The following is a 26,726-nucleotide window of genomic DNA, read 5'->3' as shown; positions in this document are numbered from 1 at the left end:
GAAGGGAGATCAGTTCCATGCTTACCATCTATGGCGTCTACCGCTCGCGCGCCTCGCGCAACTACTGGCTGGCCGGCGAACTTGGCCTGCCGTTCAAATCGGTGCCGGTAATCCAGGCGCGCAGGCTCGACGACCCGAATGCGGCCGACGCGCCCCTGAATACGATCTCTCCCGCATTCCTCAGGATCAATCCCGGCGGGCTGATCCCCTGCATCGAAGACGATGGGTTCGTCATGAACGAATCGCTTGCGATCAACCTCTATCTCGCACGCAAGCACGGCGGGCCGCTTTCGGCGCAGACGCTGATGGAAGAAGCGGAGATGCTGCAATGGACGATGTGGGCGGCGACCGAAGTCGAACCACACGCCGTCCGCATCGTGCTGATCCACGATGCCAGGGCCGCCGAGACGGACGAAGGACGCCAGGCCATCCGGCTTTCCACGCGCGCGCTGCGCAAGGCCTTTGCCCTGCTCGATGCCCGGCTGGCGGCGACGGGCCATGTCGTCGGCGACCGCTTCACTGTTGCCGACCTGAACCTTGCCGAAGTGTTCCGCTACGCCATGACCGAGACCGAGCTCTTCGAGGCCGCGCCGAACGTCAAGGCCTGGCTTGCCGCCTGCCAGGCGCGGCCGGCCTTCAAGGCGATGTTCAAGACGCGCCTCGAGGAAGCGGAGTAAGCGAACCGTCGGTGTGGTCGGCCATGCTCTCGGCGATGGCCTGTCGCATCCACGCCTTGAAGAGCCTGACCTTCTTCGGCTCGCGAACGTCGGGCGCCGTGACGAAGTAGTAGCCCATTCCCGTCCTGACGCGGATGTCGAAGGGTGCGACGAGCCGCCCTTCCTCCAGCGCCCAGGAGGCGAGAATCGGCCAGGCGAGCAGCACCCCCTGCCCGGCCAGCGCCGCATCCAGGCAAAGCGAGGCGTCGCTGAACATGTGGCGCGTCTTCGGCGGCGGCTGGTCGAGACCGGCAGCCTGCAGCCAGCGGTCCCAGGTGAACTGGTCGTTGGCATCGATCACCGCCGGCATGTCGACGAGATCGGCGGGCGTGCGGAGCCTGTGCGCCAGTTCGGGCGTACAGACGGGAAACATCTCCTGCGGCAGCACGAATTCCGCGCGCACGCCCGGCCAGGTTCCGGGGCCGATGCGAATGCCAAGATCGACATCGGAGCCGGCGAGATCCGCAAGCGTCGTGGTCGATTCGATCCGCAGGCTGATTTCGGGATGGCGCGCGCTGAACTGGTGGATGCGGTGGATCAGCCAGCGCGAGGCAAGGATCGGTGCGACCGAAATGACGAGAATGGTGTCGTCGCGATGGCGCACGCTGCCGACCGCTTCGGAGAGTTCGCGAAAACCGGCGTTCAGCTTGCGAAGGAACGGTTCGCCGGCGCGCGAGGGCCGCAGGCCGCGTGGCGTGCGCTCGAATATGCTGCGTCCAAGCTGGGTTTCCGCCTTGATCACCTGCTGGCTGACGGCGCCGATGGTCACGCCCAGTTCCTCGGCCGCCGCCTGCAGCGACCCCAGCCGCCCGACCGCCTCGAGGGCACGCAATCCATTCAACTGAACGACATTCAGGCTCTTCATATAGTTTTTCTATAATAGCTCGCTGATCTCCTCAATTGTATTCGCCGGCATCCCGGCGCAATTTCCATTCACAGATTGCTCATTATCCATTGCTTCTTCCGAGAAGCAGACGGCGGCGCAGCGGCGCCGCAGGAGGATCGATGTTCAAGTTTTTCTTGAGCCACGCCGATCGTGCGGGAAATGAAGCGGGGGGCGGCGACGCCGAACCCGGCTGGATCCGCGACCCGCTTTCCCATCCCGATATCGCCGCGATGGACGAACGGCAGCGCGCGGACCTGCCGTTCCAGGGCGTTGCACGGACGCGGCCCCTCGGCGGCAAGGCAGCGCAAGCAACATGACGCTACCGCGGGATCGGCTCGCTGATGCCTGTTCAGGCCCGCCTTCCGGCGGCTTTTGGAGTCAAACGGAGCCGCCTTCCTTTCGCGGAACCGGTCAGGCCTCGGCGCGCTCCAGTGCCCGCTTGACGGCCGGACGCTCGAGCATGCGGGCGCGATGCTCCGCCACCTTCGGAAACAGCGCCGGATCGACACCGTCGCCCTTCAGCCACCCGCCGACCGTGAAAAGATAGGGATCGGCGACGGAATAGGCGGCGCCCATCACCCAGGGACCGGCCAGCATCGCCTCCTCGATCAGACGAAAGCATTCGGCCATGTTCTGCGGCACCTTCGCCTTCATCGTCTCGATTGCAGCCGGGTCGTCCGACCAGCGCGCGCCGCGACGGCTGTGGGCATGGGCGACGTGGACGGTAGAGCAAAGGTAGGAGTTGAACGCCTGCATGCGGGCAAAGGCGAAGGCGTCGTCGAGAGGCGCCAGCCGTCCGCCGGGCGTGATCTGGGCGACATAGGCAAGGATCGCCGGCGTCTCGGTCAGAACACCGCGATCGGTCACAAGCGCCGGCACGCGGCCCTTCGGGTTTATCGCCAGATAGGCCGGCGACCGTTGTTCGGAACTTGCGAAGTCCACCCCGCGCACCTCGAACTGCAGGCCGCTTTCTTCCAGCGCGATGAGCGAGGCCAGCGCGCATGTCTTCGGGGCGATGTGCAGGGTGAGCATGGGATTTCCTCCGGAATCGATTTCACTGCGATACAGCAGACCGCATCACGCCCGGCCTGACAAGCAAGGCCAGGCCCGCGGGGTGACGAAAAGTTCAAAACTGCGGCAGGGATGCCGTTCCGGCGGAGCGAGGCGCGGCATATGCGCCTCGCTCCAGGGTTGCCTCGCAGGGCGCCTCAATCCAGCACCCGCGCACGTGCGCGCTTGCTCCTGCGCGCTTACGCCTGCGCCATGTGCATCATTTCCCAGACGTGGCCATTGATGTCCTGGAAGCTGCAGCCGTACATGGGTCCGAATTCGAGGTTCGGCTTCCACGCGCGCGCACCGGCGGCAAGCGCCTTCGCCTTGAAGTCGTCCACTTCGGCACGGCTTTCGGCGGACAGGCAGGTCAGTACCTGCGTATCCTTCTCCGGATCGCCGACGGCGCCGTTGACGAATTCGCCGAACCTGCTCTCCTCCATCAGCATGACGAAGATGTTGTCGGAGACGACCATGCAGGCCGCCTGCTCGTCGCTGAACTGCTCGTTGAAGGTGAAACCGAGTGCAGCGAAGAAGCGCCGGGTGGCGGCCATTTCCTTGACAGGCAGGTTAACGAAGATCATGCGCATTCGGATTCTCCCTTTTGGATCCGCGGCCGCGTCTGCGGCCGCCCGATGCGACAAGGACGCAACCGTGGAGCGAGTTCCGACATTGGCCTTGGAAAAATGTCGGCGTTGCGCGATCTGGGGAAGTTCCCATGAGATCCGGCTCACCGGATTGCCGCGGTACACGACAAGTTGGGCCTCTCCCCTCATCCGCCCTGCCGGGCACCTTCTCCCCGCAAGCGGGGCGAAGGTCGGGGTGAGGGGCGAACATACAACGCCTATTGCACCGGACTTCACCACGGGGTTGTTTTTCGACGTTGTTCCATGTCGAAGCGATGCCGATCCGAATGCGTCAGGGGGCAAGCGGCCCCGTCACCCTGATGTCGCCGACGTGCATGCCGTTCCAGTTGTGCATCGCCCGGTTGGCCTGGCTCAGCAAGGCGTCGCGCACCGCTTCGTCATGGTCAAAGAAGCGGGCAAGCGTCGCTGCGACCATCGCCTCGGCAGCGCGCGTTGCGCCGTCCTCGCATTTCAGCGCGATGGCAACGCCTTTTTCGGGAACCGCCGCGCAGAACACGCCTTCCGCGCCGGTCTTGGCGAAGATGCGCCCCGGTGCTGTCTGCATCAGGCGGGTGCAGGCGCGCCCGGTACCAGCGACGTAGAAGGGTTCGCCCATGCAGGCCTCGATCAGCCGCCTGGCGGCACGGGCGCGCACGGGCTCCAGCCCCGTCCCCGTCGCCATCTTTGCAAAACCATGGGCAAGCTTGCGCAGCGGCACCGCATAGGTGGGGATCGAGCAGCCGTCGATGCCGCAGTCGTCATGCGAGAGCAAAGCCCCCGTCAGGCTCTCCATGACAGCGCGGATTTCCGCCTGGATCGGGTGGTCATAGCCGACGTAGCCCTTCACATCGGTGCCCGTGTGGCAGGCGGTGCAGACGAAGCCCGCGTGCTTGCCCGAGCAGTTGTTGTGAAGCGCGGTCGGGCGTTCCATCGCCCGCGCCTGTCGGATCAAAACCGGCTGGTCGAAGGCCCAATGGGCGCCGCATTCCAGCGCGCCCGCATCGCGGCCGGCGGCCGCAAGCATGCTTGCTGCAAGCGCCGCATGCTCCGGCTCGCCGCTGTGCGAGGCGCAGGCAAGCGCCAGTTCCCGGTTGCCGAAGCCATAGGCGTCCGCCGCGCCGCTTTCCACCAAGGGCAGCGCCTGCATCGCCTTGCAGGCGGAGCGGGGGAATGTGGCCGCGTCGACGTCACCGCTTGAGAGGATCACCTCACCGTCGCCATCGACGGCAACGACCATGCCGCGATGGCGGCTTTCCACGCGGTTTCCACGCGTCACTTCGACTATTACGGGATGTTCCATGCCATACGCCCTCAAATCTCCAAGATCGCTTGCGGTATTACCCCAGACTGTGTCTGAAATCAGCAACATACGGAGAAGAGCCGGATGAAAGTCGGCAGGAAGGTCCTGATCCTGTTTCTCGCGATCTACCTGATGCCGGCGCTGGCCAGCGCGGGTTACTGGTACCTTCTGGACCGGCCGGCCTCATGGCGGGAGGCGAACTGGTCTTCGGCCGGCATCCTGCCGGCGCCGGCGACGGAACCGCGCGCGACGGTCCACATCTTTTCGGCTGCGACCGGAGGCATGAAAGGCGCCTTTGCCAGCCATGCGTGGATCGTCACAAAGGCCGCGAACGCCTCCGCGTACGAACGCTACGACAAGGTCGGCTGGGGCAGCCCGGTGCGCCGCAACGGCTATCCCGCCGACGCCTTCTGGTATTCCAACCGGCCGCGTGTGGTCGTCTCGCTTGCGGGCGAGGAAGCGGCAAGGCTGATCCCCAAGATCGAGGCTGCGATAGCCGCCTACCCTTACGCGCAGCCGGGCGGCTACCGCATGTGGCCGGGTCCGAACTCGAACACCTTCGTGGCGCATGTGCTGAAGAGCGTGCCGGAACTGGGCGCGGTTCTGCCGCCGGAAGCCGTCGGGCGTGACTTCCTGCCATGGGGCACCTTTTTCGAACTCGCGCCCGATGGCCGCGATTTCCACGTGAGCCTGGTCGGCCTGGTCGGATTTTCCGCGGGCGTTCGCAGCGGCCTCGAATTCCATCTCGCCGGCCTCGTTGCCGGGATCGACGTCGCCCGACCGGGCCTGAAGATCCCGGCGCTCGGGCGCGTGGGCATCTGAGCCCGCGCCCCGTCGCCGCTCAAGGAAAAAGCTGCGATAGCTTCCGCAATGGCAAAGCCGCGTGCGGCGGGTGTCGAGAAACTAGGCAGCGCGCCGTCAATTTCCGGCTGCCGCGAAAGCTTGCCCTTTCGGGCCGGCGGGAAATGTGATCCAGTCGCCCCTTTCCAGAATCGATGCCCGCATGACACACACCGTCCAGCACTCCGACGCGCCGCCGCGCCTTTCAGCGCTTTTCCGTTCCGATAACCTGTTCCCGACGCTGATGCTCGGGGGCGGTATCGCCCTGCATGCGATCGAAACCTACATCACGGCCACCCTGATGCCGTCGATCGTGCGCGACATCGGCGGGCTTGCGCTGTTTGCCTGGGCGACGACGCTCTATGTCGCCGCATCGGTCATCGGGTCGATCTTCGTGGCGGTGCGTCCGGCAAGCGTCACCCTCAATCGCTGCTACGTGGCGGGCGCCGCCCTGTTCGGGCTCGGCAGCCTGATCTGCGCCATTGCGCCGGTCATTGGTGTCGTACTGCTCGGCCGCACCGTGCAGGGGCTCGGCGCCGGCCTTTTGGTGGCGCTCGGCTACTCCTTCATCCGCTTCGTCTATCCCGAGCCGCTCTGGCGAAAGGCGACGACGCTCTATGCGGCGATCTGGGGCGTTTCGACGCTGCTCGGACCTTCCATCGGCGGCATTTTTGCCAATGGCGGCGCCTGGCGCGAAGCCTTCCTGATGCTGGTCCCGATTTCCCTGCTGATGGCCTACATGGCGCCGAGGCGGCTGCCGCCGGGCGAGGACCGTGAAAGTGCTCCTCCCGCCCCGTTCACCCAGATCGCACTGGTGCTGGGCTCCGTGCTCCTGGTCTCCTTTGCCGGCTCGGTAGACGAAGTGGCGCTGCGGGCGGGACTGGCGGGACTCGCCGCTGTCGCGATCGCCGGCATGCTGGCGGTCGAACGGCGCTCCCAGGTGCTGCTCCTGCCGGCGCGGACGGCCAGCCTTTCCTCACCGCTCGGACGCATCTACGCGATCATGGTGCTCCTGATGGTCACCCTGACCTCGGACGTCTACATTCCCTATTTCCTGCAGGAACTGCATGGACTCGACCCGCTGGCGTCCGGATACCTGGTCGCAGTCGTCGCGCTCGGATGGACCACGGCGGCGTTCCTGACTTCCGGGCTGAGCGGGCGGAATGCGATCCGTTCCATAATCGGTGGCACCATCATCGAGGCCGCCTCCACCGGCGCGATGGTGTTCCTGCTCGCGCGGCACAATCCCGAAAGCAGCATTTTGCAGCTCGCCCCGCTGACGGTCGCGATCTTCGGCATGGGATTCGGAGTCGGCATGGGCTGGGCGCATCTGGTGACGCTCGTGCTGCGGCTGGCGCCGGACGACGAGAAGGACAAGGCATCGGCTGCGATCACGACCATGCAGTCGATCGGCAGCGCCTTCGGCGCCGCGCTTTCGGGGGTGCTGGCCAACAGCTTCGGCCTGCTTGACCCCGGTGGCGTCGCCGGCAGCATATCGGCGGCCACGTGGCTCTTCGGCCTGCTGGCGCTGCCGGCTCTGCTGGCCTTCCTGCTTGCGGCAAGCCTGCGCAAGGAGATCTGCTAAGACCGCTCTCCTGCTGTGCTCAATCGAAGGTGATCACGACCTTGCCGATATGATCGCCGTGCTCCAGCATCCGGTGCGCGTCAGCGATTTTCGTGTAGGGCAGCACCGCCTGGACGACCGGCGCGACACGGCCGGAATCAAGCAGGGGCCACGCCTTTTCCAGAAGCTCGTCGCGGATCTGCCGCTTTTCGTCTGCAGTGCGCGGGCGAAGGGTGGAGCCCATCACGCGCAGGCGCTTCAACAGGATCGGCCCAAGATTGACCTTGTCAGCAAAAGCGCCGCCGAGGAAGGCGATGATGGAAAGCCGGCCATCCTGCGCCAGGGATTTCAGATTGCGGTCGAAATAGGCAGCGCCAACCATGTCGAGGATGATGTCCACGCCGCGCCTGCCGGTCTCCTCTGCGATCACCGCGCAAAAGTCCTCATTGCGGTAGTTGATGGCGCGCGACGCGCCGAGGCCGACGCAGGCTTCGCATTTCTCGGTGGTTCCGGCCGTGGCGAAGACCTTCGCGCCGAAAGCCGTGGCCAGCTGGATCGCCGTCGTGCCGATGCCGCTCGTGCCGCCGTGCACCAGCACCGTGTCGCCCGCCTTCAGCCCCGCCATCATGAAGAGATTGGCCCAGACGGTGAAGAACGTCTCCGGCAGGGCTGCCGCCTTGACCGCATCGTAGCCCTTGGGAAAACGCAGGGCCTGGGTCGCCGGCACCGCGCAATACTGCGCGTACCCCCCGCCATTGACGAGCGCACAGACCTTGTCGCCGATCGAAAATCCACTGGCGCCGGGACCAAGGCCCACCACCTCGCCCGCGACCTCCAGCCCTAGGACGGGGCTGGCGCCGGGCGGTGGCGGATAGTCGCCCTTGCGCTGCATGAGGTCGGGACGGTTGATGCCGGCGGCTTCCACCCGCACCAGAATGTCGCCTGCGCGCGGCAGCGGCAGCGGCCCCTGAGCGACCAGAAGATTTTCCACGCCGCCAGGCTCGCTCACGTCGATGAAGGACATGGTTTCGGGCAGCGTCATGGCAGTCTCCTCGTATAGGGTGCGGGCTGTTTTGCGCCCGGCTGTTGCCTAACCATAGCGGAAAGCCTTCCGTCGAAACATTAAATTTGCTTCATCAGGAAGCCTGCCACAATTTGCCACAAATCATTGAAAACATGTGATTTCATGGGGTTGCATAATTACCTATCTTTAATTTGAAGTGGCGCTTGCGCGGCCTTAACGTTCAGGTCGAAGTCGGGAAGCACCGGCGGCCGTGGCCGTGACGCGACGCCTTCCGGACGGCTTCCGAAATGAGGCCCCACAAGGGCCTAACCAGGACTAGTCTCATGCGTGTTCTTCTCTCCAACCTCGCAATCGTCAGCGCTCTGTCTGCGCCGGGCATCGCCTTCGCAGCGGCGGAGACCGTGACCGGGACCGTGAAAACCTACAGCCCGTTGGCAATGACGCCGACGCTGTCGGACGGCACCGCCTACATGCTGCCGAAGGGTTTCAAGGATCCGGGCCTGAAGGCCGGCGAGAAGGTATCGATCTCCTACGACATGGTCGGGAAAAAGCACGAAGCCAAGACTGTGAAGATCCTGCAGCAACCTCAGCAGTCTTGAGCGGTCTGCCCCGACCCAACAACAGCCGCTCAGGATAGGCCGACCAGCTCTGTGTGTACAGCTGGCGGTCGAAAGGGGGCGGATCCGTGGCCGGGTCCGCCCTCCCCTTTTTACCGGCGGCCGCTTCATCAGGCGGCCTCGCGCATCTCTACCGAACACAGCACGACGCCGTTGGCACTAAGCTTGGCCTGGCTCTTGAGCGTTGCGATGCGGGCGCTGATCTGCTGGGGATCGGCGACGAGATCCCCTTCGCCTACGACGAGAACGACCGCCGAGCAGCGCATCAGCGGAAAGTTGCGGGCATTGCCGTCGCGGTCATGCCCCCTGATACCTTCTGCCTGCAGATCCTCCGGCGCATAAAGCTGGCGGGCCTCGCGGGTGAAATCGCCCAGAAGCCGCTGCAGCAGTTGCTCCACCGCGGCGACGTCGCGCCCCGAGATGCCGGCGAAGAAATCATCCCCGCCGAGATGGCCGATGAACACGTCGTCGCCGATGAAGTGGCGGCGCAGCAGCGAGGCGAACAGAAGAATCGCGCGATCCCCCATCTGGAAGCCGTAATGATCGTTGAAGGGTTTGAAGTTGTCGAAGTCGAAGTAGCAGAAGCAGCGCAGTTGGTCGCCGTCCAGCGCCCGGTCCTGCAGATACTCATGGATCGAGCGGTTGCCGAGCAGGCCGGTGAGCGGGTTCTGGTCCTCCGCCGCCTTCAGTTGCTTCTCGCTGATGATCTTGAGCAGCGACGAGGCACTCAGGATGCCGGCATAGCGCATGTTTTCCGTCAGGATCACGCATTCGCTGCCGCCCATGTCGGCGAAGATGTTCAGAAGCTGCTCGGCCGGCGTCTCCAGGTCGGCGACCGGAGCCATCTTGGCGAAATGCGAGAGGCTCTTCTGGTACAGCCTGTTCTTCAGGAGGTCGCGGCCGAAGGGATGATAGCTCAGCTCGCGAACATGATACTCGTGCAGGATGCCGCGCGGCTCGTCGTTGGCGTTCAGGACGGGGAAGAAGGTGCGCTTCGGATCCTTGCGGAACAACTCGAACACGGACTCCAGGCTGTCGGCCTCGTGTACGGCCGGGAGGTGCTCGATCTGGCGGCGGATGAGGATGCTGTCGAGCGACGGCGAATTGCGCCGCCCGGCGGCAGCCCGTGCAATGGGCGTATAGACCGGCTGCAACGCCGACATGTCCGTCTGCGGACGGGAGATGTACCAGCCCTGCACGAGATCGCAGCCAGCATCACGGCAGGCGACGAATTCCGCCTCCGTCTCCACGCCCTCGGCAATCACCCGGATGCCGAGCACATGGGAGACGTTGACCATGTTCTTGACCAGATGGCGCTTGCGGGCATCCGCCTCCAGGCCGGAGATGAAGTGCCGATCGATCTTCAGGTAGTCGATCGGATGATCGCAGAGCACCTTCATGCCGCTGTGGCCGGCGCCGAAATCGTCGACGGCCAGCTTGAACCCTTCCTGGCGCAGCCGCGCCATCAGCACCCCGAAATCCGGCACATCGCTGTGATCGAAGCGCTCGGAGATCTCGAAGCAGATGGACGAGGCAGGGATGCCGGCGCGCTTGAGGTGGCTCGACAGGCGCTCCACGATATCGCCCGCCTGCGTGATAAGGCGGGAGTCGAGGTTGACGAACAGGGTCCGGCTGGCGAAGTCGGGCAGTGTCGCGAAGGCCGCCAGCGCACGGCTGGTGACCATGTGCTCCAGCGCAAGCAACTGCCCCGCCTCGTGGGCACGGTCGAGAAGATGGAGCGGCGAGGAAAAGCCAAGCCGCTCGTGCCCACGCATGAGCGACTCGTAGCCGAAGACCGCGCCGGAGGCCGTTTCCACGATCGGCTGGAAGGCCGTTTCCACGACCAGCTTGGCGAGGGTCACGATCTGATCGTCGCCGAACCGGCGAAGGGTAAGCATATCGGCGGACATTGCTGACTCCGGACAAGAATTGCCGGAAGCATGTTTGTCGATCCTGAAAATTCCGTTTCCCGAATGTGACAGTTTCTTGAAACTTCAACGACTGCAAGCACTTACATGACGATTTCATCATATTCTCATGGTCAGCATCACCGCACCTGTGGCGATGAGCCCGACGGCGAGCCAGTGCATCGCCGACAGGCGCTCGCCAAGGAAGATCGCGGCGAAGGCGGCGACGAGAACGACGCTCAGCTTGTCGACGGGGGCAACCTGCGAGGCGTTGCCGAGCTTGAGCGCGCGGAAATAGCAAAGCCAGGATGCACCGGTGGCGAGGCCGGACAGGATCAGGAACAGCCAGCTCCTGGGCGTCACCGTCGATGGCGCCTGCCAGCCACCGCTCAGCGACAGCATGAAGGCGATCGCGCAAAGGATGACGATGGTGCGGATGAAGGTAGCGAAATCCGAGCCGACGCCCTCGATGCCGACCTTGGCGAAGACTGCCGTGAGTGCGGCGAAGATGGCCGAGCCGACGGCCCAGAACTGCCAGGACAAAAGCAGCGTCTTCACGCCAGCGCCACCGGGAACAGCCGCGCCAGGAACAGGCCGGCAACGACGGCGATCAGCGACAGGACGACGCTTGCGACGACATAGGCGACCGCCATGGCGAGATTGCCGCGCTCCCACAGCAGCGTCGCATCCAGCGCGAAGGCCGAGAAGGTGGTGAAGCCCCCGAGAACACCGGTGGTGAGCAGCAGCCGGATCTCCTGCGGCAGATGGCCACGAAAGGCGAAATAACCGGCAACCAGGCCCATCGCCATGCAGCCGACAACGTTGACGGCCAGCGTTCCGACCGGAAAGCCGGTGCCGAAAAGGCGTGCGGCGAGAACGTTCACGCCATGGCGGCCCGCGCCACCGATGCCTGCACCGAGAAATACGATGAGAAAGTTCATTTGCGTTACCTTATCCACGATGGGGCGGTAACGGAAAACACCCGCGGCCGGCTGCGGACGCAAACCTGCCGCAGGCAACCTTCCGGTCCGCCTTCTGGCAGGAGCTATCAGCCGTTATGGCGGTTGTCGGGGAGCTCCATCCCCATCACACGCGCTCTTCCTATCGCGGAAGCGGCGGCGCTGTCAAACGGCAGCACCGCCATCCCATGCGTCACGCCTTGCGCAGCGCCAGGCCGAAGCCGATCAGCGCCCAGCCCTGCATGGCAAGGTCGAAGGCTAGGAACAGGCCGAGCAGCCACAGGCTGTTGACCGGCCAGCCGATCAGGAAGACCAGGCCCGCGAGTGCGGTGACGATGCCGCCCGCCAGCAGCCAGCCCCAGCCGGCGTCCGGCCGGGTGCGCATTGCCACCCAGATGCGGAACAGGCCGGATACGATCAGCGCCCAGGCCATGAGCAGCGTCAGCACCTTGGCGGTGAGTTGAGGATTGACGAAGGCAAGTACGCCGGCGGCGAGATAGAGCAGCGCGCTCAGCACCCAGTAGATCGTGTCCTTCCATGCCTTCACCTGGAAGGCATGGGCGAGATAGACGGCGCCGCCGATGATCATCAGCATGCCGACATAGTAGACGGTGACGACGGTGGCCCACAGAAGGTTGCCGGCGGCGATGAAGCCGAAGACGAGAAGCGCAAGGCCGAGCGCGACGAACCAGCCCCACTTGCCCCGCACTTCGGACAGGCGCGGTATCGATGATTGAACAGCCATAACAACCCCCAATAGCTGATACAAAGCCATTTGATAGTATCATGAAATCGACAGTTGTCATTCGTGTGAACGACATGATTTCGTTTCGATTTTTTTATTGATTGATGAGTCAATTAAAAATACTGTCTCCTTCGAAGGAGAGACTGGATTTGCCCAAGGTCGGAATGGAGCCGGTGCGCCGCAAGGCGCTTCTCGACGCGACGCTGAAGGCGCTCGGCGACCACGGTTCGCCGGCCGTCACCATGTCGGAGATCGCAAGGCATGCGGGCGTTTCGCCGGCGCTGGCGCATCACTACTTCGGCTCCAAGGAACAGCTGCTGGTCGCCACAATCCGGAATCTTCTCAGGCAGTTGCGAGATGATGTGGTGAAGGCGATTCAGCACGCTCACACGCCGCGCGAACGGCTTTCCGCCGTCATCCGCACCAGCTTTCACGCCGATCAGTTCGCCCCGGAGACGATCGCCGCGTGGCTCGCCTTCTATGCCGATGCGCAGCGATCCGAGGAGACGCGGCGGCTGCTCGTGCTCTATGCGCGACGCCTGCGCTCCAACCTCGTCGCCAGCCTCGCGGCCCTGTGTCCGCGCGAGCACGCGATCCGCATCGCCGAGGGAGCTGCCGCCCTGATCGACGGGCTCTACATTCGCCAGGGCCTGCGCGCCGTCCCGATCAGCGCCGAGGCTTCGATCGCGCTGACGGAAGACTATCTCACTGCGCAATTGCGGGTGTTCGCGGACGTTCCCGTTATCGCGGCCGCCCCTCATCCGCCTGCCGGCACCTTCTCCCCACAGGCGGGGAGAAGGACAGATGCGGCGCCCATCCCCGTCCCCTCTGCCCGCCTGCGAGGAGAGGGATAGAGTGAGGGGCAACCCCACCTTCGCCACCATCGCCCTCGCCTCAAGGAACAGCATCCCGTGACCGCCAGAAAGCCGAACATCCTGATCATCATGGTCGACCAGCTGAACGGAAAGCTCTTTCCGGACGGGCCGGCGGACTGGTTGCATGCGCCGCACATCAAAGCGCTTTCGAAGCGCTCGGCGCGGTTTGCCAACAACTACACCTCCTCGCCGCTCTGCGCGCCCGCCCGCGCCTCGTTCATGGCCGGCCAGCTGCCGAGCCGCACCCAGGTCTATGACAACGCCGCCGAATACGCCTCCTCGATCCCGACCTTTGCCCACCACCTGCGCCGCGCCGGCTACTACACGGCGCTGTCAGGCAAGATGCACTTCGTCGGCCCGGACCAGTTGCACGGCTTCGAGGAGCGGCTGACCACCGACATCTACCCGGCCGACTTCGGCTGGACGCCGGACTACCGCAAGCCGGGCGAACGCATCGACTGGTGGTACCACAACATGGGGTCGGTGACGGGCGCCGGCGTCGCCGAAATCACCAACCAGATGGAATATGACGACGAGGTCGCCTTCCTCGCCAACCAGAAGCTCTACCATCTCGCGCGCGAGAACGACGACCAGGGTCGCCGCCCCTGGTGCGTGACGGTGTCCTTCACCCATCCGCATGATCCTTACGTGGCGCGTAGAAAGTTCTGGGACCTCTACGAAGGCTGCGAGCACCTTCAGCCCGAGGTCGGCATGCTGGAGAAGCAGGACCCGCATTCTGAGCGCATCCTGCATTCCTGCGACTATGCGAGCTTCGGCATCACCGACGAAAACGTCCGCCGCTCGCGCCGGGCCTATTTCGCCAACATTTCCTATCTCGACGAGAAGGTCGGCGAGCTGGTCGACACGCTGAGCCGCACGCGGATGCTGGACGACACGCTGATCCTGTTCTGCTCCGACCACGGCGACATGCTGGGCGAGCGCGGGCTGTGGTTCAAGATGAACTTCTTCGAGGGCTCTGCGCGGGTGCCGCTGATGATCGCCGGCCCCGGCGTCGCCCCTGGCCTGCACCTGAGCCCCGTCTCCAACCTCGACGTGACGCCGACGCTCTGCGATCTCGCCGGGATCTCGATGGACGAGGTGATGCCGTGGACGGACGGCGAAAGCCTGGTGCCCGTCATCAACGGCGGGGAGCGCACGACGCCGGTGCTGATGGAATATGCGGCCGAGGCCTCCTATGCGCCGATCGTCGGCATCCGCGAGGGCAAGTGGAAATACGTCCACTGCGAGCTGGACCCGGAACAGCTCTACGACCTCGATGCCGATCCGCTGGAACTGAACAATCTCGCGACATCCGACAATCCCGTCATCCGGGCGACGCTGGAGGCGTTCCGGCAGATGCGCGAAGCGCGCTGGGACATGGCGGCCTTCGATGCGGCGGTGCGCGAGAGCCAGGCGCGGCGCTGGGTCGTCTACGAGGCGCTGCGCAACGGCGCCTATTATCCCTGGGACCACCAGCCGCTGCAGAAGGCCTCCGAGCGCTACATGCGCAACCACATGAACCTCGACAACCTCGAGGAATCCAAACGCTACCCGAGGGGAGAATGAGATGAGAGCCCAACCGAAAGCCTCCCACTTCATCGACGGCGAATACGTCGAGGACACCGCCGGCACGCCGTTCGAGAGCATCTATCCCGCCACCGGCGAGGTGATTGCGAAGCTCCATGCGGCAACGCCGGCGATCGTCGAGAAGGCGATTGCGGCAGCCAAGCGCGCGCAGCCGGAATGGGCGGCGATGAGCCCGACGGCGCGCGGCCGCATCCTGAAGCGTGCCGCCGAGATCATGCGGGAGAGAAACCGCGAGCTTTCCGAACTGGAAACGCTCGACACCGGCAAGCCGATCCAGGAGACGATCGTCGCCGACCCGACCTCGGGCGCCGACAGCTTCGAATTCTTCGGCGGCATCGCCGCTGCGGGCCTCAACGGCGACTATATTCCGCTGGGCCAGGATTTCGCCTTCACCAAGCGGGTGCCGCTCGGCGTCTGCGTCGGCATCGGCGCCTGGAACTATCCCCAGCAGATCGCCTGCTGGAAGGGCGCGCCGGCGCTGGTCTGCGGCAATGCCATGGTCTTCAAGCCCTCGGAAAACACGCCGCTCGGCGCCTTGAAGATCGCGGAAATACTCATCGAAGCAGGCCTGCCGAAGGGTCTCTACAACGTCATCCAGGGCGACCGCTCGACCGGGCCGCTGCTCGTCAACCACCCTGACGTCGCCAAGGTCTCGCTGACCGGCTCCGTTCCGACCGGCAAGAAGGTGGCGGGTGCCGCGGCTTCCGAACTCAAGCACGTGACGATGGAGCTCGGCGGCAAGTCGCCGCTGATCGTCTTCGACGATGCCGATCTCGAAAGCGCGATCGGCGGGGCGATGCTCGGCAACTTCTATTCGACCGGCCAGGTCTGCTCGAACGGCACGCGCGTCTTCGTGCAGAAGGGCATCAAGCAGAAATTCCTGTCGCGGCTGAAGGAGCGCACGGAAAGGATCGTCATCGGCGAGCCGATGGACGAGGCGACGCAACTCGGCCCGATGGTGTCGAAGGCACAGCGCGACAAGGTGCTGGACTACATCGGCAAGGGCAAGGCGGAGGGCGCGACGCTGCTCACCGGCGGCGGTATCCCGAACCATGTTCCCGGCGAGGGCTATTACATCCAGCCAACCGTGTTCTCCGACGTCACCGACGACATGACAATCGCGCGCGAGGAGATCTTCGGGCCTGTCATGTGCGTGCTCGACTTCGAGCATGAGGACGAAGTGATCGCCCGCGGCAACGCCACCGAATTCGGCCTTTCCGGCGGCGTCTTCACATCAGACATCACCCGCGCGCACCGCGTCGTCGACCAGCTGGAGGCCGGCACGCTGTGGATCAACACCTACAATCTCTGCCCGGTGGAAATCCCCTTCGGCGGCTCCAAGCAATCCGGCTTCGGCCGCGAGAACTCGCTGGCGGCGATCGAGCACTATTCGGAGCTGAAGACGGTGTACGTGTCGATGGGGCCGGTGGAAGCGCCATATTGAAACAGGTCCGTTCGGACCATTCAACCCGCCCCTTACCCTAACCCTCTCCCCGCAAGCGCGGAGAGGGGACGTGGCACACGGGGCGCCCAAATGCCGGCAGGCGGATGAGGGGCAACGAGGGAAAGAAGAGACAGGCAATGCAACAGGCAGATTTCATCATCATCGGGTCCGGCTCGGCCGGCTCGGCGCTGGCCTATCGTCTCTCCGAGGACGGCAGGAACACGGTCCTAGTGCTGGAATATGGCGGGTCGGATTTCGGGCCGTTCATCCAGATGCCGGCAGCACTCGCCTGGCCGATGAGCATGAAACGCTACAACTGGGGCTACCTCTCCGAGCCCGAGCCCAACCTCAACAACCGGCGCATCACCGCACCGCGCGGCAAGGTCATCGGCGGATCGTCCTCGATCAACGGCATGGTCTATGTGCGCGGCAGTGCTGCGGACTACAGCGAATGGGAAGAGCTCGGCGCGCGCGGCTGGGGCTATGCCGACGTCCTGCCCTACTTCAAGCGGATGGAGCATTCGCATGGCGGCGAAGAGGGCTGGCGCGGCACCGACGGGCCGCTGCATGTGCGGCGCGGCAGCTTCAGGAACCCGCTGTTCAAGGCCTTCGTCGAAGCGGGGGCGCAGGCGGGCTTCGAACTAACCGACGACTACAACGGCTCCAAGCAGGAGGGCTTCGGCCTGATGGAGCAGACGGTCCACAACGGAAGGCGCTGGTCGGCCGCCTCCGCCTACCTGAAGCCGGCGCTCAAGCGTCCGAACGTCGAGCTGGTGCGCTGCTATGCGCGGCGGGTCGTGATCGAGAACGGCCGTGCGGTGGGCGTCGAGATCGAGCGCGGCGGCAAGGTCGAGGTGGTCAGGGCCAACCGCGAGGTGATCGTCTCGGCGTCGGCCTTCAACTCGCCGAAGCTTTTGATGCTGTCGGGCATCGGCCCGGCGCAGCACCTGCAGGACATGGGTATCGACGTGAAGGTGGACCGGCCCGGCGTCGGCGCCAACCTGCAGGACCACATGGAGTTCTATTTCCAGCAGGTCTCCACCAAGCCGGTCTCGCTCTATTCCTGGCTGCCCTGGTTCTGGCAGGGGGTAGCGGGCGCGCAGTGGCTGTTGACCAAATCCGGCCTCGGCGTGTCGAACCAGTTCGAATCCTGCGCCTTCGTGCGCTCGGCGCCCGGCGTGAAGCAGCCCGACATCCAGTATCACTTCCTGCCCGTCGCCATCTCCTACGACGGCAAGGCGGCGGCGAAGAGCCACGGCTTTCAGGTGCATGTCGGCTACAACCATTCCAAATCGCGCGGGACGGTGACGCTGCGCTCGCCCGAGGTGAAGGACGATCCGGTCATCCGCTTCAACTACATGAGCCACCCCGAGGACTGGGAGAAGTTCCGCCATTGCGTGCGACTGACGCGCGAGATCTTCGGCCAGAAGGCGTTCGATCCCTATCGCGGCCCGGAGATCCAGCCCGGCGAGGATGTGCAGAGCGACGACCAGATCGACGCCTTCCTGCGCGAGCACCTGGAGAGCGCCTACCATCCCTGCGGCACCTGCCGGATGGGCGACCGCAACGATCCGCTGGCGGTGGTCGATCCCGAAACCCGGGTGATCGGCGTGGACGGGCTGCGCGTCGCAGACAGTTCGATCTTCCCGCACGTCACTTATGGCAACCTCAACGGCCCCTCGATCATGACCGGCGAGAAGGCAGCCGATCATATCCTCGGCAAGCAGCCCCTGCCCCGCTCCAACCAGGAGCCGTGGATTAACCCGCGCTGGGAAACGAGCGACCGGTAAGCTGGGACGGCCGATGTGGGGTGGCGTCGGCGCGGGTGCGGGCGGTCATTGGTGATCTTCTTCGCACTTGAGCCGACCGGTGGGGATCGCGCGCTCCCCTTCTCAACAAAAGCGATGGCGGCTCAAAGAAATCCGATCCAGCGTCCGGCGACGACGGCTGCGATCCAGACGAGAAGCGAGGTTGCGGCTGCAAGGCGGAGCGCCGGTCCGGGGGCGGCGCCGGCCAGAACCGCCCTCCAACCCGCGCCGCGGTGGACGGCGGCGACGTTGGCGAGCCCGAGCGCGATCAGGCCCAGCTTGGCGAGGAAAGCCGGATTGCCGGCATATTCCGCGGGGCGGACCGAAAAGAGACAGAGGCCGGTGACGATTGCAAGGGCGAGACCGGCAGCCGCGACGCGCGACAGGTAGGATGCGACCGACGCGAGAGGGACTTTCGGGGCGAAGCCCAGCAGCCGCAGGTCCAGCGCGAGGATCGCCCCGAACAGGGCGCCGATCGACAGGATATGGGCGGCATTGACGAAGAGATAGAGCGTCGCCGAAGCCTTGAGCGCTCCTGCCAGCTTCGAGGTTGCGATCCAGTCCAGCGCCTCCATGCGCTAGTTGGTCCGGATCCGCTCCGGGTAGATGTCGAACACCTTGCCGTTGACGGTGATGCGCACCGCCTTCATCCGCTTCTCGTTCTGGTCGAGCGACCGGTTGCCGAGGATGACGACCTCGTCGCCCGGCTTGGCGGAGCCCTCGACGAAGCCCGCGCGCTGGGTCTGGCGCGGATTGCCGAGCTCGATCTTCCACAGGCCGTCGCTTGCCGTCTCGACCTGAAGCGATGGATGCGGCGGGGCGATCGTCACCGTGCGGACAATTCCGGTCAATTCGGACTGCTCCTCCTCGGCCCAGGTCCAGCCGTGATGAGCAAGGGCGGCGGTCGCGGCAAACGCCATGATGGCGGCCGTCGCGGCAAGCATGCCGATCGATTTTCGCATGACGCATTCCTTCCGTTTCGGTGGCAGTTGAAAACGAAGGTAGCGTACGCGTCCGCAAAGGCGAGACGGATCACCATTGCTTGAACGCAAGGCGTGATACCAACCTCGGCCGATATTGACCGATCGCGCCGGCGTGGTGAAGCGTCGTCGGCCACTGGAATCCCTGTGGTCAATCAGCGTCCACCGGAGGCCGCATGCCAATCGGCGATCCAGCCTTATAGCGGAGGAAGGCCGGAGCGGAATCATCGCGAAGGACATTTGCGGTTGCACTGCCGGCCCCAGATGTGACATTTGCGGGATGCGTCCGCTTTATACCAAATCCAAGATCCTCAGACGCTCACGTGCGCTAAGAGGATCGCGCGATCAATGGAAGCTTCGACTGGTGTTCTGGATTGGAGCAGTCTCCACCGGCCTCATCAGCGTGCTGTTTGCGAAGATGGCCGATGCAGCACAGCATCTGTTCCATGGCATGCGTGGCGTCGAAGGCTGGGGTTATCTCATGCCGCTGCTCGTCACGCCGGCCGGTTTCATGGCCTGCTGCTATGTCGCGCTCAAGTTCTTTCCTGGCGCGCAGGGCAGCGGCATTCCACAGGCGATCGCGGCGCGCCACCTGGAGGATATGGAGGATCGGACACGGCTCCTCTCCCTGAGAATTGCGATCGGCAAGATCCTCCTGACAGTGGCCGGGCTCATGAGTGGCGCCTCCATCGGGCGAGAGGGACCGACGGTCCAGGTGGGCGCCGCCATCATGATGCAGGCAGCCCGCTGGGGCGGTATCGCCCATGCCCGCGGGCTGATCCTAGCCGGATCCGCCGCAGGGATCGCGGCCGCCTTCAACACGCCAATGGCCGGCATCGTCTTTGCAATCGAGGAGATGAGCCGCAGCTACCAGTCGCGCGCCAATGGCCTTGTGCTGACGACAGTCATACTTTCGGGACTGGCGGCCATGGGGCTGGTCGGCAGCTATACCTATTTCGGCGAGACCGACGAAGTCGCCAGAACGGCGGCGGACTGGTCGATGGTGGCGACTTGCGGCATCGTCGGCGGGGCGCTCGGAGCGGCCTTCAGTGCCCTCGCCCTGCACCTGACCCTGCGAATCCGGCGATGGACGCAGCCGGCAAGGCTCCGCCGTTCACTGCTCCTTGCGGGCTGCTGCGGCCTTTTCGTGGCCGTGGTCGGCATCCTCTCCGGCGGCGAAACCTTTGGAACTGGCTACGAACAGGCACGCGCCGCCCTGGAGGGAGCGCCGGCTTCGCCACTCTACTTCGCCGAGAAGCTGGCCGTCACCTTTGCATCTATGATGTCGGGCATACCTGGTGGGATCTTTGCCCCATCGCTTTCGGTCGGCGCCGGCTTCGGCAGCACTCTGGCGCTCATGCTTGGCGCGAATGTCGGCCTCGGAGCGCTCCTGGGGATGGCCGGCTATTTCGCTGGCGTCGTCCAGGCGCCGATGACGGCCTTCGTCATCATTCTCGAGATGACCGGCAACCACGACAACGTCATCGCCTTGATGACCGCCTCGATGCTGGGCTACCTCACCTCGCGGCTGATTTCCCGCGAGCCCCTCTATCACGGTTTGTCGCGAAATTTTATCGCCGAAGCGATCCGCACGCGGCGGGCACAGCAGCGCGCGTAGGCAACGGCTCGCACCGTCGACCCTGTCCGGCCGTCAGTAGAACAACTTCCAGCGCGTCGGGCGGAACGACAGGACCGAGCCGTTCGAGGCGGCCGCGTCCAGCGGGACCTCGATCTCGACATGACAGGGCTGATCCGACGAGCCGAGTTCCACCTCGGCGATGCGCGTGCCGGCAAGGCGGCGGCTGGAAGTAACCGGCCCGGTGAAACAAGGCCCCTCCTGCGCTAGCGACACGTCCTGCGGGCGGAAGAACAGCCGTGCGGCACCGTCGCGCTGGGCCGAGAGACCGGTCGGCGCGCCGTGGAAAAACACCGCGCCGCCTTCCACCGTCACCGGCAGGTTGGCGCTCTCGCCGATGAAGGAGAAAACGAAGGGCGAGTTCGGCCGGTCATAGACATCGTCGGACGAACCGACCTGCTCGATCTTGCCCTGGCTCATCACCACGACGCGGTCGGCGAGTTCCAGCGCCTCTTCCTGGTCGTGGGTGACGAATACGGTCGTATGGCCGGTCCGGTCGTGGAACTCGCGCAGCCAGCGGCGCAGTTCCTTGCGCACCTTGGCGTCGAGGGCGCCGAATGGCTCGTCGAGCAGCAGCACCCTCGGCTCGATCGCCATGGCGCGGGCGAGTGCCACGCGCTGGCGCTGGCCGCCGGAGAGCTGGTTGGGGAAACGCTTCTCCAGGCCTGACAGCTGCACCATGTCCAGCAGTTCCAGAGCCCGGCGCCGGATCTCGGCTTTCGGCGGGCGCTGGGCCTTCGGCCGGACGGTGAGCCCGAAGGCGACGTTCTCGGCCACCGTCATATGCCGGAACAGGGCATAGTGCTGGAACACGAAACCGACATTGCGCTCCTGCACGGATTTGTAGGAGGCGTCCTCGTTGCCGAAGAAGATGCGGCCCTGGGTCGGCTGCTCCAGGCCGGCGATCAGGCGCAGCAGCGTGGTCTTGCCGGAACCGGACGGCCCGAGCAGCGCGATCAACTCCCCGGACTTGATGTCCAGCGAGACGTCGTGCAGCGCCGGGTAGAGATCGAATTCCTTGCGGATCTTTTCAACGCGAATTTCCATATACGGTCAGCTCTTCCCAGTGTCTTGTCGGTCGTTGTTTCTTGTCAGTGCTTCTGGCCGGCCGACAGTTCGGAACCGTACCGGGTCTCAAGGATCGTGCGCAGCACCAGCGTCAGAAGCGCCAGCAGGGCCAGCAGCGAGGCGACGCCGAATGCACCGACGACATTGTAGTCGTTGTAGAGGATCTCGACGTGCAGCGGCATGGTGTTGGTCAGGCCGCGAATGTGGCCGGAGACCACGGATACGGCGCCGAACTCGCCCATGGCGCGGGCGTTGCAGAGCAGGACCCCGTAGAGCAGCGCCCATTTGATGTTGGGCAGGGTCACGTACCAGAAGGCCTGCCAGCCATTGGCGCCCAGCGAAATCGCGGCCTCCTCGTCGCCTGTGCCCTGGTCCTGCATCAGCGGGATCAGCTCGCGCGCCACGAACGGGAACGTGACGAAGATCGTCGCCAGCACGATGCCGGGAACGGCAAAGACCACCTGGACGCCATAGGATTTCAGGAACGGGCCGAGGAACGAATTGGCGCCGAAGAGAAGTACGTAGACCAGCCCGGAGATGACCGGAGAGACCGAGAACGGCAGGTCGATCAGCGTGATCAGGAAGGCCTTGCCGCGGAACTCGAACTTCGCGATCGCCCAGGAGGCGGCGATGCCGAACAAGAGGTTGGCCGGCACGGCGATGGCCGCCACCAGCAGCGTCAGCCTGATGGCCGAGACGGCGTCCGGCTCCTGCAAGGCGGCGACATATTCGCCCCAGCCCTTGCCGAAAGCCTCCTTGAAGACGATCAAAAGCGGCGTCAACACGAACAGCGCCAGGAAGGCGAGCACGATGAAGATCAGCGTCCAGCGAACGGGCACACTTTCGCTGATCGGGTTCTTGAAGGCCCTACTGCTCATAGCCGAACCTCCGCCTGCTCCAGGCCTGGATGACGTTGATGAGGAGAAGCATGAGGAAGGAGATGATCAGCATGATGGTCGCGATCGCCGTCGCCGATCCATAGTCGAACTCCTCGAGGCGGATCACGATCAGAAGCGGGGCGATTTCCGAAACGAAGGGAATGTTGCCCGCGATGAAGATGACGGAGCCGTATTCGCCGATGCCGCGGGCGAGCGCCAGCGCGAAACCGGTGAGGATCGCCGGTACGAGACCGGGCAGGATGACGCGGAAGATGGTCTGGAAGCGGTTGGCGCCGAGCGAGGCGGCCGCTTCCTCGACCTCCCTGCTGATTTCCTGCATCACCGGCTGGACGGTGCGGACCACGAAGGGAAGACCGATCGCGATCAGCGCGATGACGATGCCGATCGGCGTATAGGCGACCTTGATGCCGAGCGGCGTCAGAAAGCTGCCGATCAGCCCGTTCGGCGCATAGAGCGCCGTGAGCGCGATGCCGGCGACGGCAGTCGGGATCGCGAAGGGAAGATCGACGATGGCATCGACGACCCGGCGGCCGGGAAAGTCATAGCGCACCAGCACCCAGGCCGTGATGACGCCGAAAACGACGTTCACCACCGCTGCGATCAGCGCCGTGGAAAAGGAGACCTTCAGCGCTCCGAGCGTGCGGGCGTCGGTGATCAGGCGGAAGAAGTCGAACCAGCCAAGGGCTGCGGAGCGCCAGCCGAGTGCAGCCAGCGGAATGAGAATGATGAGCGTCAGGTAGGCCAGCGTAAACCCGAGCGTCAGTCCGAATCCCGGAATGACGCTCGGATTTTTCCAGTGCCACCGCGCAGCGCTGCGGGCGGATATCATGTGATGTCAGTTCCCCTCGGTATCAGTTCACCTGGGCATCAGTTCCCGGGCTTGTAGACCTGGTCGAAGATGCCGCCGTCACCGAAGAATTCCGGCTGCGCTTTCTTCCATCCGCCAAAGGCCTCGATCGTCACGAGTTCAAGCTTCGGAAACTTCTCAAGCAGCTTCTGATCGACGACGGACGGATCCGACGGGCGATAGAAGTTCTTGGCCGCCAGATTCTGACCTTCCTTGCTATAAAGATACTCGAGATAGGCATTTGCAAGCTTTTCCGTTCCCTTGGCTTCGGCGTTGCCCTTGACGAGCGCGACCGGAGGCTCGGCATAGATCGACAGCGTGGGGGCGACGATATCGAACTCGTCGGGGCCAAGTTCCTCCAGCGCCAGCCAGGCTTCGTTCTCCCAGGCAAGCAGCACGTCGCCGATGCCGCGCTCGACGAAGGTGGTCGTCGATCCGCGGGCACCGGTGTCGAGAACCGGCACGTGCTTGAAGAGCGTGGTGACGTATTCGGCCACCTTGACCTTGTCGCCGCCGAACTGCTTGTCGGCCCAGGCCCAGGCGGCCAGGAAGTTCCACCGCGCGCCGCCGGAGGTCTTCGGGTTGGGGGTGATCACCTCGACGTCGTCCTTGATCAGGTCGCCCCAATCCTTGATCCCCTTGGGATTACCCTTTCGAACGAGGAAGACGATCGTGGACGAATAGGGCGTGGACTTGTTCGGCAGCAGCGTGCGCCAGTTTTCCGGGATCTTGTTGGTGTGCTCGACGATCGCGTCGATATCGGCCTCGAGCGCCAGCGTCACCACATCGGCCTCGAGACCGTCGATGACGGCGCGCGCCTGCTTGCCGGAGCCGCCATGCGACTGCTGGATCGTGACGTCCTCGCCGGTCTCTGCCTTCCAGTGTGCGGCAAACGCGGCATTGTATTGCTTGTAGAGTTCACGGGTCGGATCGTAGGACACATTGAGCAGCGTCGTCTGCGCCCAGGCGCCCGAAACACTGCCGACCGCAAGGCCGACACCGAGCAGGGCCGCACTTACCCTATTGGAAAAAATAGACATTTGCCACTCCCTCATAGCTTTGATGAATAAACTCTATCTAGTTAGTAGAATTAGTCAACATTGAAGGCGAACTTCGCAAGAGTCGTTCCCTGCAGCGCGCGGGAAGGCAAAACCGTTCCCAGCGAACAGGCGCAGGCGACATGCTTCTGCCGGGAAAACCCCGGCCGGGAGAATGCCGCGGGCACCTCAACGAGCGCCGGCAGCGGTCCATTGTGCATAGTTTCGGCGCGTCTGGAAGGCTTCCACGCCGACGCTTGCGGGTCACCCATTCAACCGCGCACGCGGAAAAGAATGCATCGCCGACCGCGGCGCAGCGAGAGGGCAGACGCCCGCGGGCGACACACACGCGACTGGCGGAGCCGCCGGGCGCAAGGCAGTCGTGCCTGCTGCCAGCTCTGCCGCCAGCTTGAATTCCCGCTTGCGCGTGAGAGCGGCAGGATTTCTGCCGCAGGCGCGAGATGGAGAGATATTTGCTCCGAGCCGAAAGGAATGGAAATCCGTTTTTCTGTCCGGCTGCAAAGGCGCCTGCGATAATCCGGGCAACTTTGGACAGGGCCTTTCCCATGACTGCAGTGACGGAACATAGCGCCGCAAAGACGCTCAACGAACAACTCGGCGAACGCGATCTCGCCGCCCGGCTGGCGCTGGTTGCAAGCCTCGGCGGACGCGCGGTCTTCACCACCAGCCTCGGCATCGAGGATCAGGTCATCACTGCGGCGATCGGCCTGAACCGGCTGCCGATCGACGTGGCCACTCTGGAGACCGGCCGGCTTTTCAAGGAGACGGTGGACCTCATCGACGAGACCGAGGAACGCTTCGGCATCGAGATCACCCGCTTCCATCCGCAGAAGGACGATCTCGACGAATTCATCGCCAGGTACGGCCTGAACGGCTTCTACGAGAGCGTCGAAGCGAGACATGCCTGTTGTGGCGCGCGCAAGCTGAAGCCGCTTGCGCGCGCACTCGAAGGGGCATCCTTCTGGATCACCGGCCTGCGCCGCGGCCAGTCCGGCAACCGGGCAGACACGCCCTTTGCCGAGTACGACGCCGAGCGCAACCTGATCAAGGTGAACCCCCTTGCCGACTGGGACCTCGAGACGATCAACGCCTACGTGGCCGACAACGCCGTGCCGGTGAACCCGCTGCACGCGCGCGGCTACCCGTCGATCGGCTGCGAACCCTGCACCCGCGCCATCAAGCCGGGCGAGCCCGAGCGCGCCGGCCGCTGGTGGTGGGAAAACGACGAGAAGCGCGAATGCGGTCTCCACGTTCCCGAAGCCGCCATACCTTCGCTCAATTCCAGTTCTCTTTGAGGCCGATCGGCCGCACGAATTCTTCCGGAGATAATAACGAATGTCCGACAACCGCAACGAGGCGGAAGCCAGGAGCACAGCGGCTTCGAAGCCGCCGCTCGACCCGCACCTGAAGGCGCTCGAAAACGAGGCCATCCACATCTTCCGCGAGGTCGCCGCCGAATTCGAACGGCCGGTGATGCTCTATTCGATCGGCAAGGACTCATCCGTCCTGCTGCACCTCGCCCGGAAGGCCTTCCATCCCGGCCGCGTCCCCTTCCCGCTGCTGCACGTCAACACGGGCTGGAAGTTTGCCGAGATGATCGCCTTCCGCGACGAGATCGTGAAGCGCTACGACCTCGACCTGATCGAGCACGTCAACCCGCGCGGTGCTGCCGAGAACGTCACCCCGTTTACGCACGGCTCAGCGCGCTATACCGACATCATGAAGACGGAAGCGCTGCGCCAGGCGCTCGATGCCGGCAAGTATGACGCGGCCTTCGGCGGCGCGCGCCGCGACGAGGAAGCCTCCCGCGCCAAGGAACGCATTTACTCGTTCCGCACGCCCGACCACCGCTGGGACCCGCGCAACCAGCGCCCGGAGCTGTGGAACATCTACAACGGCATGATCAACCGCGGCGAAAGCGTGCGCGCCTTCCCGCTGTCGAACTGGACCGAGGTCGACATCTGGCGCTACATCCAGGCCGAGAACATCCCGATCGTACCGCTCTACTTCGCCGAGAAGCGCCCATACATCGAGCGCGACGGCATGATGATCCTGGCCGAGGACCCGCGGCTGGAGCTTCTGCCCGGCGAGACGAAGCAAGAAGGGCTGATCCGCTTCCGCACGCTCGGCTGCTTCCCGCTGACCGGTGCGATTCGCTCCACCGCGACCACGCTGGACGACATCATTTCGGAGCTCGAGACGGCCACCGTCTCCGAGCGCCAGGGCCGCGCGATCGACCGCGACCAGTCCGGCTCCATGGAAAAGAAGAAGCGCGAAGGGTATTTCTGAG

The 26,726-nt window shown here is 64.5% G+C and carries 27 protein-coding genes and 1 riboswitch; of the genes, 12 read left to right on the top strand and 15 right to left on the bottom strand.

Annotation, left to right across the window (positions count from 1 at the left end; all coding sequences use genetic code 11):
* Positions 1 to 17: 17 nt before the first annotated feature.
* Positions 18 to 677: a glutathione S-transferase family protein gene (locus CRO48_RS01580; RefSeq protein WP_097135761.1), complete on the top strand. Its 660-nt coding sequence runs from the start codon at positions 18 to 20 to the stop codon at positions 675 to 677.
* Here CRO48_RS01580 and CRO48_RS01575 read toward each other — a convergent pair.
* Positions 649 to 1,581, bottom strand: a complete 933-nt coding sequence (locus CRO48_RS01575) for a LysR substrate-binding domain-containing protein (RefSeq protein ID WP_097135760.1) — start codon at positions 1,579 to 1,581, stop codon at positions 649 to 651. The genes CRO48_RS01580 and CRO48_RS01575 overlap by 29 nt on opposite strands.
* Positions 1,582 to 1,721: 140 nt before the next feature.
* Here CRO48_RS01575 and CRO48_RS01570 point away from each other — a divergent pair, with 140 nt between their 5' ends.
* The gene (locus CRO48_RS01570; protein WP_097135758.1) at positions 1,722 to 1,919 is read left to right on the top strand and encodes a hypothetical protein; all 198 of its coding nucleotides are present in this window, start codon (positions 1,722 to 1,724) and stop codon (positions 1,917 to 1,919) included.
* A gap of 94 nt (positions 1,920 to 2,013) precedes the next feature.
* Here CRO48_RS01570 and CRO48_RS01565 read toward each other — a convergent pair whose 3' ends face one another.
* The 3 genes from CRO48_RS01565 to CRO48_RS01555 form a co-directional block, all read right to left on the bottom strand.
* The gene (locus CRO48_RS01565) at positions 2,014 to 2,634 is read right to left on the bottom strand and encodes a glutathione S-transferase family protein (protein WP_097135756.1); all 621 of its coding nucleotides are present in this window, start codon (positions 2,632 to 2,634) and stop codon (positions 2,014 to 2,016) included.
* A 218-nt stretch (positions 2,635 to 2,852) separates the two neighbouring features.
* Positions 2,853 to 3,242: a VOC family protein gene (locus CRO48_RS01560; protein WP_097135754.1), complete on the bottom strand. Its 390-nt coding sequence runs from the start codon at positions 3,240 to 3,242 to the stop codon at positions 2,853 to 2,855.
* Between the two features lie 328 nt (positions 3,243 to 3,570).
* On the bottom strand, positions 3,571 to 4,578 hold the full coding sequence (locus tag CRO48_RS01555) for an asparaginase (protein WP_097135752.1): 1,008 nt from the start codon (positions 4,576 to 4,578) through the stop codon (positions 3,571 to 3,573).
* 84 nt (positions 4,579 to 4,662) lie between these two features.
* Here CRO48_RS01555 and CRO48_RS01550 point away from each other — a divergent pair, with 84 nt between their 5' ends.
* Complete coding sequence (locus CRO48_RS01550) at positions 4,663 to 5,400, top strand: DUF3750 domain-containing protein (protein WP_097135749.1); 738 nt, start codon at positions 4,663 to 4,665, stop codon at positions 5,398 to 5,400.
* A gap of 181 nt (positions 5,401 to 5,581) precedes the next feature.
* Positions 5,582 to 7,003, top strand: a complete 1,422-nt coding sequence (locus CRO48_RS01545) for an MFS transporter (protein WP_097136062.1) — start codon at positions 5,582 to 5,584, stop codon at positions 7,001 to 7,003.
* 19 nt (positions 7,004 to 7,022) lie between these two features.
* Here CRO48_RS01545 and CRO48_RS01540 read toward each other — a convergent pair whose 3' ends face one another.
* On the bottom strand, positions 7,023 to 8,024 hold the full coding sequence (locus CRO48_RS01540; protein WP_097135747.1) for an NAD(P)H-quinone oxidoreductase: 1,002 nt from the start codon (positions 8,022 to 8,024) through the stop codon (positions 7,023 to 7,025).
* Between the two features lie 305 nt (positions 8,025 to 8,329).
* Here CRO48_RS01540 and CRO48_RS01535 point away from each other — a divergent pair, with 305 nt between their 5' ends.
* Complete coding sequence (locus tag CRO48_RS01535; protein WP_097135745.1) at positions 8,330 to 8,605, top strand: DUF1344 domain-containing protein; 276 nt, start codon at positions 8,330 to 8,332, stop codon at positions 8,603 to 8,605.
* A gap of 128 nt (positions 8,606 to 8,733) precedes the next feature.
* Here CRO48_RS01535 and CRO48_RS01530 read toward each other — a convergent pair whose 3' ends face one another.
* The 4 genes from CRO48_RS01530 to CRO48_RS01515 all read right to left on the bottom strand — a co-directional run bounded on the left by CRO48_RS01530 (position 8,734) and on the right by CRO48_RS01515 (position 12,234).
* Positions 8,734 to 10,533 (bottom strand): GGDEF domain-containing protein, encoded by a 1,800-nt coding sequence (locus CRO48_RS01530; RefSeq protein WP_097135743.1) that lies wholly within the window; start codon positions 10,531 to 10,533, stop codon positions 8,734 to 8,736.
* Positions 10,534 to 10,650: 117 nt separating this feature from the next.
* Positions 10,651 to 11,088 carry an EamA family transporter gene (locus tag CRO48_RS01525; RefSeq protein ID WP_097135741.1) on the bottom strand — a complete coding sequence of 146 codons (438 nt, stop codon included), beginning with the start codon at positions 11,086 to 11,088 and terminating at the stop codon, positions 10,651 to 10,653.
* On the bottom strand, positions 11,085 to 11,471 hold the full coding sequence (gene crcB, locus CRO48_RS01520; RefSeq protein WP_097135739.1) for a fluoride efflux transporter CrcB: 387 nt from the start codon (positions 11,469 to 11,471) through the stop codon (positions 11,085 to 11,087). Before crcB ends, CRO48_RS01525 begins: the two co-directional genes overlap by 4 nt.
* A gap of 91 nt (positions 11,472 to 11,562) precedes the next feature.
* Positions 11,563 to 11,624, bottom strand: a riboswitch (Fluoride riboswitch).
* 58 nt (positions 11,625 to 11,682) lie between these two features.
* Complete coding sequence (locus CRO48_RS01515) at positions 11,683 to 12,234, bottom strand: HdeD family acid-resistance protein (RefSeq protein WP_097135737.1); 552 nt, start codon at positions 12,232 to 12,234, stop codon at positions 11,683 to 11,685.
* Between the two features lie 149 nt (positions 12,235 to 12,383).
* Between CRO48_RS01515 and betI the strand changes: the two genes are divergently transcribed.
* The 4 genes from betI to betA all read left to right on the top strand — a co-directional run bounded on the left by betI (position 12,384) and on the right by betA (position 17,930).
* Positions 12,384 to 13,088: a transcriptional regulator BetI gene (gene betI / locus CRO48_RS01510; protein ID WP_097135735.1), complete on the top strand. Its 705-nt coding sequence runs from the start codon at positions 12,384 to 12,386 to the stop codon at positions 13,086 to 13,088.
* A gap of 57 nt (positions 13,089 to 13,145) precedes the next feature.
* Entirely contained in the window at positions 13,146 to 14,675 is a 1,530-nt protein-coding gene (betC, locus tag CRO48_RS01505) for a choline-sulfatase (RefSeq protein WP_097135734.1), read from the top strand.
* A 1-nt stretch (position 14,676) separates the two neighbouring features.
* Entirely contained in the window at positions 14,677 to 16,140 is a 1,464-nt protein-coding gene (gene betB, locus CRO48_RS01500) for a betaine-aldehyde dehydrogenase (protein ID WP_097135732.1), read from the top strand.
* Positions 16,141 to 16,277: 137 nt separating this feature from the next.
* On the top strand, positions 16,278 to 17,930 hold the full coding sequence (gene betA / locus CRO48_RS01495; RefSeq protein ID WP_097135730.1) for a choline dehydrogenase: 1,653 nt from the start codon (positions 16,278 to 16,280) through the stop codon (positions 17,928 to 17,930).
* Positions 17,931 to 18,052: 122 nt separating this feature from the next.
* Here betA and CRO48_RS01490 read toward each other — a convergent pair whose 3' ends face one another.
* On the bottom strand, positions 18,053 to 18,523 hold the full coding sequence (locus tag CRO48_RS01490; RefSeq protein WP_097135728.1) for a DUF6644 family protein: 471 nt from the start codon (positions 18,521 to 18,523) through the stop codon (positions 18,053 to 18,055).
* Positions 18,524 to 18,526: 3 nt separating this feature from the next.
* Entirely contained in the window at positions 18,527 to 18,910 is a 384-nt protein-coding gene (locus CRO48_RS01485) for a DUF6152 family protein (protein WP_097135726.1), read from the bottom strand.
* A gap of 298 nt (positions 18,911 to 19,208) precedes the next feature.
* On the opposite strand from CRO48_RS01485, the gene CRO48_RS01480 reads away from it, so the two are divergent.
* Positions 19,209 to 20,546, top strand: a complete 1,338-nt coding sequence (locus CRO48_RS01480) for a chloride channel protein (RefSeq protein ID WP_097135724.1) — start codon at positions 19,209 to 19,211, stop codon at positions 20,544 to 20,546.
* Between the two features lie 33 nt (positions 20,547 to 20,579).
* On the opposite strand, the gene CRO48_RS01475 is transcribed toward CRO48_RS01480, so the two are convergent.
* The 4 genes from CRO48_RS01475 to CRO48_RS01460 are packed head-to-tail and all read right to left on the bottom strand — an operon-like array spanning position 20,580 to position 24,418.
* The gene (locus tag CRO48_RS01475; protein WP_097135723.1) at positions 20,580 to 21,611 is read right to left on the bottom strand and encodes a sulfate/molybdate ABC transporter ATP-binding protein; all 1,032 of its coding nucleotides are present in this window, start codon (positions 21,609 to 21,611) and stop codon (positions 20,580 to 20,582) included.
* A gap of 44 nt (positions 21,612 to 21,655) precedes the next feature.
* Positions 21,656 to 22,510 (bottom strand): sulfate ABC transporter permease subunit CysW, encoded by an 855-nt coding sequence (gene cysW / locus CRO48_RS01470; protein WP_097135721.1) that lies wholly within the window; start codon positions 22,508 to 22,510, stop codon positions 21,656 to 21,658.
* A complete protein-coding gene (gene cysT, locus CRO48_RS01465; protein WP_097135719.1) occupies positions 22,500 to 23,360 on the bottom strand; it encodes a sulfate ABC transporter permease subunit CysT in 861 nt (286 codons plus the stop codon). The genes cysW and cysT overlap by 11 nt, the downstream gene beginning before the upstream one ends.
* A gap of 38 nt (positions 23,361 to 23,398) precedes the next feature.
* On the bottom strand, positions 23,399 to 24,418 hold the full coding sequence (locus tag CRO48_RS01460) for a sulfate ABC transporter substrate-binding protein (RefSeq protein WP_245423380.1): 1,020 nt from the start codon (positions 24,416 to 24,418) through the stop codon (positions 23,399 to 23,401).
* A gap of 563 nt (positions 24,419 to 24,981) precedes the next feature.
* On the opposite strand from CRO48_RS01460, the gene CRO48_RS01455 reads away from it, so the two are divergent.
* Both CRO48_RS01455 and cysD read left to right on the top strand, forming a co-directional pair.
* Positions 24,982 to 25,731 (top strand): phosphoadenylyl-sulfate reductase, encoded by a 750-nt coding sequence (locus CRO48_RS01455; protein WP_097135715.1) that lies wholly within the window; start codon positions 24,982 to 24,984, stop codon positions 25,729 to 25,731.
* Positions 25,732 to 25,771: 40 nt separating this feature from the next.
* Positions 25,772 to 26,725, top strand: a complete 954-nt coding sequence (cysD, locus tag CRO48_RS01450) for a sulfate adenylyltransferase subunit CysD (RefSeq protein ID WP_097135713.1) — start codon at positions 25,772 to 25,774, stop codon at positions 26,723 to 26,725.
* Position 26,726 lies beyond the last annotated feature (1 nt).

Origin of the sequence: Rhizobium subbaraonis (assembly GCF_900220975.1) — a bacterium.
Taxonomy (GTDB): domain Bacteria; phylum Pseudomonadota; class Alphaproteobacteria; order Rhizobiales; family Rhizobiaceae; genus Mycoplana; species Mycoplana subbaraonis.
The sequence above is the reverse complement of the archived record's forward strand: the minus strand, read 5'-3'. Positions and strand labels throughout refer to the sequence as shown.